Annotated in this window: 7 protein-coding genes; 3 read left to right on the top strand and 4 right to left on the bottom strand. The window is 34.7% G+C overall.

The window, feature by feature from the left end; translation table 11 throughout:
* Positions 1–3: 3 nt before the first annotated feature.
* On the bottom strand, positions 4–3,240 hold the full coding sequence (locus ACAX20_RS01095; protein WP_371187830.1) for a hypothetical protein: 3,237 nt from the start codon (positions 3,238–3,240) through the stop codon (positions 4–6).
* Entirely contained in the window at positions 3,233–4,168 is a 936-nt protein-coding gene (locus ACAX20_RS01100) for a DUF4007 family protein (protein ID WP_371187832.1), read from the bottom strand. Before ACAX20_RS01100 ends, ACAX20_RS01095 begins: the two co-directional genes overlap by 8 nt.
* Positions 4,169–4,419: 251 nt before the next feature.
* Here ACAX20_RS01100 and ACAX20_RS01105 point away from each other — a divergent pair, with 251 nt between their 5' ends.
* Genes ACAX20_RS01105 through ACAX20_RS01115 form a run of 3 tightly spaced genes read left to right on the top strand, consistent with a single transcriptional unit; the run spans position 4,420 to position 13,038 of the window.
* Positions 4,420–6,228, top strand: a complete 1,809-nt coding sequence (locus ACAX20_RS01105) for a hypothetical protein (RefSeq protein WP_371187834.1) — start codon at positions 4,420–4,422, stop codon at positions 6,226–6,228.
* Positions 6,221–7,741 (top strand): hypothetical protein, encoded by a 1,521-nt coding sequence (locus ACAX20_RS01110; RefSeq protein ID WP_371187836.1) that lies wholly within the window; start codon positions 6,221–6,223, stop codon positions 7,739–7,741. Before ACAX20_RS01105 ends, ACAX20_RS01110 begins: the two co-directional genes overlap by 8 nt.
* Positions 7,738–13,038 carry an FtsK/SpoIIIE domain-containing protein gene (locus ACAX20_RS01115; protein ID WP_371187838.1) on the top strand — a complete coding sequence of 1,767 codons (5,301 nt, stop codon included), beginning with the start codon at positions 7,738–7,740 and terminating at the stop codon, positions 13,036–13,038. The genes ACAX20_RS01110 and ACAX20_RS01115 overlap by 4 nt, the downstream gene beginning before the upstream one ends.
* 102 nt (positions 13,039–13,140) lie before the next feature.
* Here ACAX20_RS01115 and ACAX20_RS01120 read toward each other — a convergent pair whose 3' ends face one another.
* Both ACAX20_RS01120 and ACAX20_RS01125 read right to left on the bottom strand, forming a co-directional pair.
* Positions 13,141–15,177 (bottom strand): DNA phosphorothioation-associated putative methyltransferase, encoded by a 2,037-nt coding sequence (locus ACAX20_RS01120; protein ID WP_371187840.1) that lies wholly within the window; start codon positions 15,175–15,177, stop codon positions 13,141–13,143.
* Positions 15,177–15,860, bottom strand: coding sequence for a hypothetical protein (locus ACAX20_RS01125; RefSeq protein ID WP_371187842.1), 684 nt, complete (start codon positions 15,858–15,860; stop codon positions 15,177–15,179). Before ACAX20_RS01125 ends, ACAX20_RS01120 begins: the two co-directional genes overlap by 1 nt.
* Positions 15,861–15,884 lie beyond the last annotated feature (24 nt).

Below are 15,884 nucleotides of genomic sequence, written 5' to 3' on the forward strand. Positions count from 1 at the left end.
TCTTTACGCCTCCATTAGTTCATCTAACATAGTCATTAAGATGGCTTTCTTTTCTTTTATTTCTAATGAACTAAGTTTGCTATCAATTTCATTAAACTGTTTGTTAAAATCTTTTTTGACATTTTTATAATCAATATCGCCAAAATCAGATAAATAAAGGTCTTTCTTAAATCGCTCAATAATTTCTATTAACTCAGAATTGGCCTTAGAGATTGCATTATCATCCCAGTTTCTTTCGGATTTCCCCGACAATAGTGAAATGATCGCAGAAACCCAATTATTTGAACTAGCGAACTCAGATAACCTTAAAGCAAATGTTTGAACCTTTGAGTGAGTCGTAAAAGTAGCGACCTTTTTACAGTTTTTAACTAAATGCTGATTGAATGCGATATATTCTTTAATTCTGCTCTCAAATTTTAACAGCTCTTTTTCATGAGCTTTTTTGAGTTGCTCAAAAATATTACTGAAATCGTCAGATTTAATGTCTGAAAGCTTTGTATTCTTTCCAAATATCGCTGGTAACTTATTAAATAAGTAATCATTAGGGTCTGAAGCTACTTTTGTTTCATCTTTGAACTTCAACAGCACTTTATCTAATGTTCTTGTGTTTCTCGTCCAAGGAGAAAGTTCGGCATAAAATGCTACCAATGTTTGGGCGATAATCAGTGGAGTTCTGTCTTTTTCGGGTAACTCCAAAGCGGAAGATATCTCATTTAGATAGCCGGTTGTAGAGAGATCTAATTTAACTACCTGAACTCCAATCAAGTGCGGTTGCTTGAATAGTTTCATAGCGAACTCTTCATCAGCTCCATCTATGAAGGTAGGCTTGCTCGTAACTCCGTTATAGTCATAAAAAGCTAAGTGGTGATCATTTGCTTGAAGAAATGCTAAAAGCCAAACAGGAATGACTCCTTTAGAAATTCCAAATGGTTCCTTTTGCCATAGTTCAAATATATCAGAAACCTTAACGATGCCATTTTTTTCAGTTATATAACTTAGGGTTGTCTCAAACAGTTCTAGTAAACGTGATTGTTTATCCGAAGGCATAACAAATTTATAAAGGCCATTATTTTCCAGATCTGGCACATGCAAACCAAAATTGCTTAATGCTGAAAAGTACAAGCCTTTTTCAGCAGGAAAAGTTTTTTCAGGTAACGCTAAATTAGGTTCATCTGCATTCTCAGACATAGCCCTAAGTAGCTTTTTAAGTGCAGCATTCGCACTGCCGGATGGCTTATTTTTATTAATTAACTCATTAATAATGATTGGCGACTTGTTGAATATTTTATTTGCAACCAAAGATGCGATTGAAGAGACTGGTTGCTTTGTAAGCTTGTTATTTAAATATGACCAATCAGCATTAGCAAAGGCTCTGTCTAATTCATGAGATAGCTGCTGCTTAAAAGCAATAATCCTAGAATCAAGCTCTTTCAACGCTATTTTATCTCGTACTACAGAAGCTTCTTCTTTTTTCGCTTTTTCCAGAGCTATTAATTCGATAGAGATATCTTTTAATCGATTAATTGTCGAATACTTGCCAATAACTACACACTTATTTGAAGCTGCTTCTTTGACTAGTTCATCGTACGCTTTATCAGTTACTGCTAGTACAAAGTTTAAGAATAGTTTTCCATGTCTTGGGGTTAAGTTAATTGATGTCAGTAACTTATTATCAACTTTATTAATTAATAATTTGTTAGCCCATCTCATCGCGCCCGTTTTATGATAATGAGATGTTGCTAATACGCTATCGGTTAAGTTACACACCGTTGTCCAATCAATACCTGACTCTAGCTTTTCTTTTTGCTGCTTAATCAACATATTAATATCAATATCACTACCTTCAAAAATGAAGTAACCATTGTGAGCTGGACGGAATATTATTACTGTCCACGATTCAAGCTCTTTTATTGCTTTAGTGATAGCGGCCTTTTTGAAACCCTTCTGCTCGAAGTAATTTTCTAAAAACTCTTTGGTAGAATGAAAGTGTTGATTGAAACCAAACAATGTTAGTAACGCTACAACTCTTGCGATAGACGCGTGTAATTTATTACCTTGCTTTACTGCTCTATCGACTGCATCACAACTTTCTAGCCACGCCTTACTATCTGATGACGTAACAATTACATGATAGAGATTATGGTGTAAGTAATTCCAAAGGGTGTCTACGGTGTATAGTTGATAACCTTTGCTTTCTTTTGTGTAGTACTCAGAAAGAAACTCTCTGAAACCATACTTTTCATGTGATGCTAAAAATCCAAATAGGCTACGCTCGTTCTGTGAAAACCTTCGCTTGGAAATAGGACCTAAGAGTAAACTAACCAAAGGATCCAGCGGTAGTGTTTTATATAAATCTGAGGTGTTTCTAGTCTTGCTTTTGAAAGAGTTATTTACAATGCTCACTAAACTTTTGCTTTGCTTTGCTAATACTTCGTCAAGCAACATAGAAGACTTGCTTATAGCATCTCCTAACAAGAACAATGATTCATCTACAGATGGGTTATAGCCAAGATCTCTATACCGACCTTGCACTTTAGCCCAGTCTTCTTGCAACTTAGATTCTTTATTTTTAGCATACTCTGTAAAGGACTGATGCAGGAAACCAATAATTACGATGTTGTTATCAGATTGTTGAGCGATATCCGCAAGAAGCTGGAAAATATATAGATCTTTATTATTACTTGCACAGAAATCTAGGGCCTTGCCCATTTCGTCTAATAATATTAATACACCATCTTCTTGTACTTTTTTTGAGTTTAAATATTCTTTTAAAAGTTCTAGGCATTCAATATCAGAATAATTTTTAATCTGTTCTTTGTTTATTGTGATACCGAGTGATGTTGCTACAGTGTAAAGTATTGAATGTGCGGGAGATTCCATAGCACATACATGTTTGATAGTTTTCCAGCCCTTAGTAATCTTAAAACGGTTAGGAAATTGCGATCTTAGACCTTCAGCACTATCTAAGGAATCTTCAGCATATTCCCTTTCATCTTTATTTGTAGACAATAATAAAGATAAAAATAATGCTACTGTAGATTTACCTGAGCCATAAGGACCGGTAATAGTATAAGCTCTTTGTTCGCTACCTGAGAAGTCTCGGCTAATAGTTTCAAGGACGTTTATAGCCGTGCCGTGAAGAATGAAGTTATCAATGAATTTTTTACTATCTTCTAACTGACTATCGATTCGAGTAGAGCTTTTATATTTTTGTTTAACTTCTACTAATAACTTAGTCATTTTTTGATCCTTCGTAATAACTGTCTAAAACGCTTTGCTCTTGATTTAGATAAGAACTTTCGACGGAAACTTGTCTTAATCCCATCGAATCGATCCAAGATATGTTTCCTGCTGAGTAATCTTGGGCTTCATCTAACTTCTTACCAAGTCCCTGTTCTGAAAGCCTAAAGATTCTTCCTGGAGATAAAGGGTCCAGAAGCAAAGATTTAAAATTTACTTTTGAAACTTTAGATACTTTTGATTCTTTTTGAACAAACTTAAGTAGAGCGTAAATAAATATTTCAATAGGCAGATCTGACTTGCTATTAAGGTCACTTAGGTAGTAGTTCTTTCCACTTTCTTGAATAAGAGATAGCTCGGATAGAGGAGAGTTGAACTGCTCTTCATCTCCTGATTTAGTGACATGTTTTTTGCTGTAGGAATTGAGAAAAGTATCAATATCCTTTTGAATAGTTGAATCGTTGATCGAGCTATCACTAGGTGTAAGCTTAGGTATGTCATCTGACATATGAGCTAGCAACACTTGTTTTTCGAAGTACTCACCATTGAAAATATTGAAAAAATATCTATAAGCAGTCATTTCTTTATCATTAAAACAAAGCCAGAAATGAATAAGCCAAATAGAGCCTATATGCTCTAAATAGGGGTCTTTTCCAGTCTCATCGTCAAAGAGGTAATTGCCATTTACCGAAGTAATATAATCAATGCTTGATTGTGCTCTTTTACTATTTAGTAATCCAGCTGATTCGGCCCAATAGCGAATAGCATTAACCATGTTTTTACCCACACCAAGCTCAATAATTGCTTGTTGTGTTTCTTCTTCCTTGCTTGTTTGTAATTTTCCACCTGAATTCAAGTGGTTAACAGCCTTGTATAGCCATCCATATCGTAGGGGAAAGGTATCATGACCTGTAAATTTAGCTTTCATTGCAACTCACTATCTCTGGAGGAATCATCCAGAGATAATACTATAGTGAAGGCTTAATGTAATAAAGAGTTTTTTTGTTGATATATGTATAAATAACCAGTATTAATGGCGTGCTTTTAAAGATACATTAGAGTATTGGCTGGAGCTGAATTTTTGCTCATTCAGCTCGTCCAAATTAGATTAGTAATAGTTAGTTGCTATTGCCTCTATTAAAACTTTTATAACTTACATGTTATGTAATAGGAATTCAAATGGCTTGGAAAGTTAATGCATGGATAAAATACCTTGAGGGTTATTGCCAAGGAAAGAATCAAATTCAAGATGAATACGTTAGAAAGGTTGCAGCCAGCCTTGGTTTAGAGGGACCTTTAAATATCGACTTCAAATGGCAAGGTCAAATAATTCAGCAATTTAACTCCAAGGATAGTCAGGGCGTTATTATTCTTACAGGAACAGCCGGAGACGGTAAAACTAAACTATGTAGGGATATTGTTAAGCAAATTGACGGTGACTTATTTAATGAAGACGACTGGAATGCTCGTAGCTATTTTTGTAATGAAGACAGAACAATTGTAAAGGACTTTTCTGAGTTACAAAGTGAAAAATTTGAAGTCATTGAACAATTAATCGATGTACTTACTGCAGGTAAAGCTTCTAAGCCAATATTGATAGCAGTTAATGATGGGATTTTAGTTGAAGAAATTGACAATTACATAAGCCGTGCAAGGAGCGAGGAAGTCAAAAAAACAGCAAGTTTACTAAAAGAAATTATTGAAGATAAAATTAATCTAGGTTTCAGCGACTGTAACCGACAAGAACTTATAAAGTTAATTAACTTATCTAAGTTAAATGCCAAAGATAACTTTTCACTAATTATAAATGAAATAGTAGGACATGCGGGGTGGGAAGGTTGTAACGACTGTGACGGCAAAAAAAATAACCAATGCCCGATTTACTCCAAATATCAACTTCTTAAAACGAGTAAAACCGTACGTGAAAACCTCAGCAATATTATTCTTTTACTTCAGTTGAATAATGAGCACTTTACAATTAGAGAGCTTTTGAACTTAGCGACTAACACTATTTTATCTGCGATACCAAAACCTAAATCGTTGAAAACTTGTTCGGAAGATCTTAATCACTCTGTTTTTAATTGTCTTAGAGTATCCAAAGTTAACAATATAAACGACTACTTTTCGGATACTAGTATTGAAGTTGGCTTTTGGGGTATGAACCTTGGTCCACATAAAATGCTGAACTATAGGCCCTATTCTGAAATTAACAAATTGATGTTTGGGGAGCTTTCTACTAACTATTGGGATAACTATTTAAAGGAAGAGTCGGAACGAGCATTAAAACTTCCACTCGATGCCTTCAATGATATTGTCAATGCTAAGGCGACCAAGAAAGCTCAGGTCGAACCTGAATTATGGTCGGCTGTCATAAGGCGTTCACGGATGCAAGCTTATTGCTATCAGAGTCAGGATCCGAAAGCTTTTTTGCTTCAAAAATATCGTAGTTTTGGTTATTACAAAGATAGAATCTTTGAAAAGTTGCAGCTATCTACTAGGTGTGAAGATTTTGATGTTATCTCGCTAATTATATTAGCACTTAATAGAGTTTTTCATGGTCGCTATATCAATGAACAATCAGGCAAAGACAGATTGTATATTCCAGAAAATGGGCAAGGATCAATAACACCAATTTCAATTTTTCATGCTGACGAAATTAGAGACCGCGATATATACATAAGTAAAGTCACAGGCGATTTTCAGTTAGATGGAGCACGTATTGAACCCGAAGTAGTTTTCGTAATAGATCGGCAAACCTCTTTAAAGTTAAACCTCACAGTAGAGCTATTTGACTTTTTGTATGAAGTAGCAGCAGGGGCTCCACCCAATACAACTAATCCACGACTTTACAAAAAACTACTGATATTTAGATCAAAACTAGCCACGCAAATTCATAAGATAAGCAGAACTTCTATAAATAGGCTTGAAACATATACCATCAAAGATGGTGACTTTAAACCATCAACATTAAAGGTGAATCATGGATAGTTTACATAATTACTCGCCTGAATTGATAAACAAATATGGTGTGAAGCATATCCCAATAATCGAAAATATATGGGGGCATAGATTTAGAAGTGATCAAACGCCCGCACTTCTTTTTTTCGAGTTGCTATGCGTCATTGAAAGCCAATTACAAGCTAAGAAGCATGGATTAATTGAAAATATCTTTTCGCCTTCTAATACAACTTTATACTTTAAACATAGGCAGTTTTTTAAATTAAGAATTTTGTTATATCAAAATGAAATTCTAGAAACCTTGGAAAGTTCAGATCTGACAGATAGTGAAAAATGGGAAAAACAGTTTGAATACTTAACTTCCATTAAAAATGACTTATTTAGCTTTAATGAAGAGGATATTAATCATATTCGTGTTAATTTTTCTTCTTTTGAGAGCTTTTATAACGCTATTAAAATTTTATGCTCGTTAACTTTTGATCCTTTGTCGAAGAAAAGATGGTCTTCAAAGTTCATATACCCAATTTCGATTGACTATGTTTGGTGTGATTTTGATAACAAGAACGGAACAGAAGATCGTCGATTTTTCGCACGAGGAGGAGAGCTTGTATACCTAATGCTTTGTAGAGCAGGGGATGATACAAAAGCTCGGTTAGAGTCTTGCTTTGAAGAGTGGTTAGGAGAGGGAGAAAATGCTTTTACCAAATTAGCGAATCTTCTTGTAAGAAAAGAAGAGAGGATTCCTCTGTCTGAGCAGAAAAGAAAAGAGTTGGGCTTTTTACCGTATACAGCATTAGATATCTTCGATAATTTCGGGCGCGATATCTCAGGTATTATGTCTTTAGATCTTGAAAAACTTGACAAAATTAAGGTAATGATCGATATGGTCGGGTTTCATGTTGGCAATTATATTTACTCGATCGGTGATACGTATAGTAATCAATCTAACCCAAAAGAACTTAGACGACCTTTTTATATTGTAGAGGTTATGTCTAAAGTGACGAACAGTATCCGTAAAACTTCTATTCAATCAATTTCTACTCAAAGGAATAATCTTAAACGCTCACTAGCTCTAGTAAAGGACAACATCTTTAGGCTCTACGAAGATTATTTAAATACTGATGATTTATCTGAGCCTGAAAGACTTAAGCTTATTAAAGAGGAGCTCTCTGCAGCAGAGTCCTATTTAGCAAATCATATATCCAATTACCCCAATATATGCTTTAGGGAGATAGGGTTGTTATCCAAAAAGAATACAAGAAGTTACAGGTACGTGTTAACAGAAGATTTTTTACATTCTCTTGTAGTCACTATTTTGGGAAATGATAAGAGACTAGAATTTAAAACTTTTATCAATGAACTTAAAAGCAGATACTTTATCTTTGTCGATATCCCTCCAAATAACTCATTCGAGTTGATCCAGCGAGACTTAAATCGAAACGTAAAAAATTTAGCGAGTTTATTGTATCAAATGGGCATGCTAAGACATTTATCTGATGCGTGCAGCTATGTCATTAATCCGTACAAGGAGGACTCGGTTTGAGATCATTAGCACAATACTTTTATGCAATTATAAAAAAAGATTATATAAATTGGAAAAAAAATAATCAACGTGATGGGGTGCCAGGAAGGTTGATATTTAAAGAGTTTGACTCCCGGCTTGTCAATGAAATTATCAGCAATTTGATAAATTTGAATGAATTTGAGCTAAAGCCATTGGGATCTGAAGAAGGCTTCATAATTGCAGTAGAAAATCACGAACACTATTCGAGTGTAGCTCGACAAAAGTATGATTTCTCTGAGCTAGCTCACGAAAGAAACCGTGAGGGGAATTACTATTGTTTAATGTTTATAGCTGAAATCAAGCCTACTCTCGAACAAGTCACAGGGATCGATCAAAGCATTGTATTCGAGCGCACTGAACTAAAAGAGTGGATCAAAATAGCGAAAGATCAGCATAAGAATTCCATCGCATTTTTAGAGCAATATGTTGAAGGTCTTTCTAAATTTGTTTTTGAGTTAACTAATCCTAACTGGAATAACAGACCCTTTATTGAAATTGATAAAATAGATGCATTTATAAAAGCTGTTATCGATTCCACTATCACTGATGGGCTTTTTTATGATGCATTAGGACGTAATTGTACTCATCTTGGGGGAATAAATCGCTTAAATGAGTTTACGGTATTGAAAGATGCTAACGGGGCATATCGCAAAGTATTTCGTAGTACGGTAAGCAAAACACTGTTTAAAGATATAGATTGGTGGCGAGCGATTCACAGGGATAAAGAAATAGATATTGACGAGATAAGAGCAAATATTAGACATATAAAAGATTCAACGAATGATTATGATGATTTTTGTAATGTAGTTAAAAACTATTTTGAATCCTATTTTTCTGGAGACGAAAATTCGGCGATAAAATATAAAAATGAGTTACAAAGTAATTTTGACTCGATGAATCCATACTCATCTGTTCTCCAAGCTAAGAGCGCTAAACCTAAGTTTAAATTGGGTGAAAGTACTAAATCGTTTTTGATTGATAGCGATGTATCGGTAAGCGAAGAAGAACTTGAGTTATTAGAATTAATTGATATTGGAAAGCCTAAACCCGATATAAATGAACTAAGAAAATTTTATTTTAATTTCACTAAAGAAATATCAATTAACTCAGCTCTTGATAAGGCATGGTTGAAACAGATAACAACATCTAAAACAACTGTTTGCAGAAATCTGATAGAAGGGCTTCTGACAGTTCTCTCCAAGTCTATATTAATTAATGGCATAGATAGCGATATTATCGAACTAAAGCTTTCAAAAGACAGAACGAAAAACAGCTTATTGCGTAAAAACTGGTTAGCACTTCAATACTTCAATCATGAGTATAAAGACTTAAACGAGTTTTGGAGCTTATTTGGTGATAACTTTAAACTTGATTTAGGCAAACCATTCGTTAAATTATTTGATACTCCTCCGGATAAAAAAGATCAGAAAGAGAGAGATGGTAAAGCGGCGAATGAACTTTCATTTCGTGTTTTAAGACGTTCTGCTTCGTGTGAGAAAACAATAATTGATAGTTGGGAGTTAAAATGGATTTTCAACCCACATGGATTTGAATCTTCTAAATATATAGATTTTCCAAAAGTAGAAGACAGAAAAGGCTTTTTTCATAAGCACCAGCTATCTCTTGATCCTCTATTTTTGAAGCGCTCGGAGAGTACTCCAACAATAGATAATGTCCATATGTTTTTAGCTGTAGCTTCTAGTTTAAAAAAGGGGTGCGTAGTTAAGAAACTAGACAAAGAAGTCGACTTGTTTAGTAAAACACTCGACGAGTTACAAGCCCATAGTTATATTTCTGCGCAAGAGTTAGATAATGTTAAAGGCTTATACGCTAGTTTTGTTGAAGGTTGGATAAATTCTTTAAAATCAGTTTTAGACAGCCCTCTATGCTCAGATCTAACTTCATTTGGAAAGCAATTAGAAGAACTGATTCAATCAATTTTAAGACTAAATATATCAAAAGAAAAAACAGGAGATCTTTTATACGAGCTACTTTCGGCCCATACGATAAATGTTACAGAGAATAAAAATTATTCTGTATATTTACCTTGGTCACCGTACAGTCTATTAATGCAATCTCAAAGAAATTCTATGTTAATAGGGATAGCTGACAGGTTTAGACAAAAGAGGCTAGGGGTAGGTAACAAAAACGATGGTGTACTTGCTAAGGTATTGACAGAGCTATTCGAAAGTCATGGTAAGAGCTTTTATTTCCAAAAAATGCGAGATAATAATTATATCGATTTAATATGCACTAACGTTAATGCTGGTTATTTTGAATATGGAAATATTAGTAGCTCTAAAAATGCAATTAAAGAAACAGAAATTAAGTCTGTGGTTAATGCGACTACTACTAAATTCTTAGAGACTTATCCAAATGAAAGACACCATCTCCAGGTTCTTTGTATCGGCTTATTATCTTATGAACATATTCTAACTGTATACGAGGAATTACTGAGGTTAATTGAAAACCAAGAAGAGCAATTATGGATATCTTTAGGTGTTACGTGTGATGATAGAAACGCTTTAGATACGATATACCAGACTATTTGTGAAAGCTTTGAAAATAATAAAATTGATTCGAACATCACTATACGTGTAGTCAATAAGCTAGATGATATTGAGGATGGTGAAATTGATATTATCTACAATTTTGATCCCTTATTTGCGCATAATAAAGTGGCAAGCTCATCCCCTAAATACAACTATCAAGAACTAGGTGTCTTTAATTGGGAGTATTTAGCTTCTAGGAAAGTTCCTTCAGATCCTATTTCCAAAAAAGTATTATTTTCTCTCAATAATCATGTTCAGGATCGTATAGGTTCAGTTTTTCATTCTGCTATGATGCATGTAAAAGGGCTGCAACCGGAAGATTCACTTTGTAGGGAAGTTAGTAACTCAGGTTTAACTGAAGAAATATCTAAAGGCTTAAGTAAATGTAACTGGTTAGTTATTTATGATTACTTGCTAAATAAGGAAACGCTCTCAGCATGTCAGCGTATTGATACGGATAATAGTCGAAGGGTTTTACGTTATATTCAAGGAGAGGGAAGCAAACGCTCATTGGCAATTGTTACAGATAAGGAAACTCATCATATAACAAGAAGTTTAGCTAATGATATAGAATCCTGGAGCCTTGTTCATCCCGACCAATTATACGCTCTAGTTGATAAGGTATTTAATTTAGCGAATTCGTTTAGTGGAGATACTCTTCTCCGCTCTGTTGGCAATGGAAATTTTTCGCATGATATTGTAGGGACAGCAGGTGCAACTTTCTTACTAGATAAGTTATTTGAGGGCGATGAAAAAATATCCCCAATATTTTGGATTCACTTAGATGACTATATGAGTTGGTTTAAGTCATCAATAGAAGATGATGTATTCAAATCCATAGGACAAGTTGTAAATTATATTTCAGATTTACTAGGTATCTACATATCAGTTGATCAAAATAAAAAAGCAACTATTAATATTTTAATTAGTGAATCAAAGTTAACTCGAGGCTCTGATGAGCAGTCAGAGAAATCACGTAAGCAAGTAAAGTCTACTGTTGAATTGTTACAGTCAATGTTTTATTCGTCCGAAAATATTGACTTTGTTTATTGGATGAATAAATTTTATGAGTTTATCATCGGGCGCTTTAGATTCTCTCCAAATCAATTCAATTTTTATGAGTTAATTTCTCAGAACAAGCTCCGTATAAATGTTAATGTGTATGGGATCTCAGTTGTTTTTCATCACAATAATGATACTCAACCAACAGAGAGCATTGAGCTTTATAATAAAGACTATTTAACGCAGCTTAGTATTAGCTCTACAGATACTAGATCTATTTTTAGAGCTATGATTGATCCTAACTTTGATTTAGACATATTTGAAAGTTTAAATTTTATCCCATTGAGGCTCAATAGAAGAAAGGAAATCGGTCCGAAAGATATTGATATAGGTAGAGAGGTTGATGAAGCTGCAATTATAAATAAGCCGGGTGCTAATGGCGTGCTTGGTTCGGCTCATAGTTCCGGTGAGCACGAATCCGAGCAATTATCAGATCCTGATACTGATTGTCTTAAACCTCAACCCGAATCCCAACCAGCTGAAACCTCTGCTGCTCAGAATAACTCCCTGAAATCAGCATTAGACATAACTCAGTCATGTGTGCATCTTCTGAAAAAAAATAGCGAAGAAAAAGAACATAGTCTCGACATCGATCAAGTTAAAGGAGGGATTCGGGAAATATTTTCTCATGAAAATTTACCATCAGTATTTAAAGAGTGTACGCTTACACCAAACTCAATAGTTGTGAAATTGCAAGGTAGCGTCAATCTTATCCCTGCTAAGGTTATGAAACTAAAGGATAGCTTTTTATCTGTGGTAGGGCTTTCTCTTCGACAAGTTTATCCAGATCCTGGCGTGTTAGTTTTAGTATTTGATCGCAAAGAGCGTGAAAAGGTTTATTTTGGAGATCTTTTGGAGGCTTCACTTGAGGAACGAACGAAGACGATTGAGAGTGATTTTAATAATAAAGTTCTTTTAGGATTAAATGAGTTTAGTAATAAAAACGTATTCTTTAAACTTGATGGTGCTAGTCCGCACGCATTAATTGGAGGACAAACGAAGTCAGGTAAATCTATATTGATGAATAACATGATTGTAGATTTATTAATGACTAACTCTCCTAGTCACTTAAAGTTAAGGCTGTTTGATCCAAAGCAAGTCGAATTTATTGCCTATACTAAAGCCCCTCATTTAGCACATCCTGTCGTACTAGATAAAGATACGGCAGTGTCACGGCTTCAAGAACTAGAAGAATTAATGAATGAGAGATATCGATGCCTAATGACACTAGGGGTTAGAGACTTTGAGGCTCACAATAGAAAATACCCTGATAATCAAATGTCACGCGAAGTCGTTTTTTTTGATGAATTGGCAGATTGGATATTAGATAAGGATTTTAAAGAACAAGCGAAGGATATCATAGTTAAACTATCATCCAAAGGCCGCGCGGCTGGTATTCATTTGATTTTAGCAACTCAAAGACCGAGCGCGGATGTAGTTTTCCCTTTACTTCGGGCTAATTTGGACACCAAAATTGCTCTTAAAGTTGATAGGGATCAAAATTCAGAAATTATCTTGGGTGAGCCAGGAGCCGAGAACTTATTAGGTTATGGTCATGGTATAGTTAAGACAGAGGGTGAGACTCATTTTATTCAAGTTGGATTTACTGAATCATCGGTATTTGATGATTTAGTTGACAAAGTAATTGCGTATTGGTCTTAGGAGATCACTATATAGTTTAAACAGTTCGCTCCAGCCCCTGTGAGAGTTTGCTTTAATTTCACAGGGGTTTATTTCAATGACTAATGGCCAAGTAAAGTTGATTTATGACTTATAGAATCTATAGCCTTTGATTTTGTATTGATTTGATAAAATATCTGCCAAGAAGAGGCTGTTCATTACGGAGTACAAGTCGGCGGCCAACCCTAGCCTCTCAAAAATTTTAGATAATTTTTGATTAAAGTTTTTTTGTTTTTTAAAGTCGTCAAAACTGTCATCGATGTATTCAATTTTATTAAGTAACAAAGGTCGCTTGGCTTCATTGATATAATCAAAAAAATCAACATCTTGATCTACCATTTTAATTTTTACTCTTTCTTTCAACTGAGGTAGCGGTGTGTCATCAAAGCCTGTATATCCAAGCAAAGTCAATTTACCTGAGGTGATATGAATTTTTATTAACTGAATATCATCTAGATCCCCATAAAGCTGAAGTCCGGCATATGTATATATCCGCAATAGTGGAGACAATAAATCCAAAAACGTCTTATGAAAGGTTAAAGAGTGAAGTTGCCCATTTTCAAAGTTTAACTTTGATGCAGGGAGGTAATCATTGGCTTTCATGCATTCTTTCGAAATTTTAGCAACATCAGATATAGAAAATAAAAGAGCTTTAGCTTCATTTTGTGCCGTAGTGTAATTATTAAAGAAAACCTTAATATCTCTTTTTAGATCTTCTGGTTGCTGTGTATAAGGCTTTCTTTTTCCAAATAGCTCTAGAGCGAAATATAGGGTTAAATCCTCTTTACGCATCTTCGCCGATGTTTCAAATTCACTTACGTCATACCAATCACATACAAGTTGAAAAGCTTTCTTATTTGAGCCAATTATTTCATTGATTTCTTTAGTCTTAGAAAATTCACCTTTGGTAGGACATCTACCGTAAGCTAAACAAGTCAGCCAGAATGACTCTAATAGGTCTGAGTTCTTTGTAAACAATAACCTTTTTATCTCTGCATTCGCTGGGGAAGGAGCCGTCTTTTGCTGCCACTGATAATGCCGTTTATTCCTATTTTGGAGGAAGTGCTGTTCTAGCTCCTTATCTCTAAATACATAATATATACCAGGCGAGGCAGCTACCGCCTCAGCATCTAATATGCTCTCGATATATGCTTTTAATTCGGCTTGATTAAAATATTTTTGAAACGTATTCCTTGAGGTAATAACACCGTCTTTATAAGGTGTGAACTGAGATAAGTATGATTCATTAGCCAACATTGCTGATATAACTAGCATCTTATCAGTTAGCTCCCAGGCGCCATGAATAGCCTCTATACGCTCATCCTGATCTTCAATAACATTGATAACATATCCAATGTTAACAATGTCACTAAGTAGCTTATCTGTGTCAGGCCTGAAGTTCGGGTCCCAGCCAATGGCATCTAAACCATGAGCTTCAAGTTCTCTCAGGTCATCCCCTCGACCACAGCCGTAATCAAAAATTGAGTAGTCTCCATTTAGAAAACCATGTTTAGCTAAGTTTTTCATTGGAGCTGATAGTTCGTGCCTAACTAGTGCTGTTTTATGGCGATCTATTTTTTTATTATCAATGTCAATTTGAACAGCTGAGGATCTGAAAAGCCTTCCATCCACTAGTTCATAGCCATGTTTTGCTATTATTCTTTCCCATGAATTTTTAAAGCCTATAACTCGGCTATTTTCATAAAGGCCAGCGGCTTCACCTTCTTCAGTAATCATTTTGAAGGTTTCAAATGCTTCATGCTCCTCAGGGACCATGGTTTCTTTTCTATGGAGTATTGGAGGATTGTCAGTGTCAGAATAGTCAGTCACGCGATGTTTAAGTTTTGATAAATCAATATTCACACTCTTTGTTAGGCAAGGGTATGAATCTTCGAAGAAGCTAGGGTAGTTTAATAGAGAGATTCGAAAATCATTTTTAAATACTTTTACTAAATTCCAATCATTATCATCAATCTTTAAAGCCTTCGCGATGTTTTGGATAACTTTTACTAATACTTGTGGAGTATCTTTGAATGCATCCTTATGAAAATAAATAGAATCAGGTAGTTTCTTTCCGACTTTTATTTGTGCTACTAATTCAGAAAATAGTTTTGCATCCATCACAATAAATCCTTTATAAGTTTAATAGCTTCATCACCATAAGCTTTTCGGCTAGGAATTCTTTTACCATCTTTTGTTAAAGACATTAATTGTAGGTGGCGATGCATTTCGTGACTTACGCTTACATGAATAGGTCTATCTTTTCCATAATAGTAGATTCTGTCGAATTCTAAATTGTTGACAATAAAGTCAACCACACGGTCCATATTCTTTTCGTAGCCGGTTACGTAAAAATCACTAGCTACTCCTCCTCGCTTGCATATTACTTTGTGCTTAGCGTTATGTTCATGACTTGAATGTTGATCTATCGAGGGAGAAGTCCCTACAGGATTATTCTTTTGTATAAAAGTATTTAATTTGCCTGATACAAATCCGTACGTGATAAATATAGTGCCAAGCTCTTTTTCAATGGGTATTAAAATACACTTCAATAATGTAGCTATAGCTTCTACAGATAGACTTGTTTCTGGAAAGTTACTTAACTCAAAATCATGTTTTTTCTCATACCAGTTGATAACACGTTTTGCCAAGTCATGCTTTTTAACAAGAGTAATATCATCGACCTTATAAAGGAATCTGCTCCCTTTTTTTACGAATTCTAGATTCCCCTTTACGCGCTCATGCATTAAATGACAGTCGCTTATGCCAAGTAGGTCTTTTATTTCTGTCGTTGTAAGATACATTGATATTACTTTTGGAGTCTAGAT

Source organism: Thalassotalea sp. Sam97, assembly GCF_041379765.1.
Taxonomy (GTDB): Bacteria; Pseudomonadota; Gammaproteobacteria; order Enterobacterales; family Alteromonadaceae; genus Thalassotalea_A; species Thalassotalea_A maritima.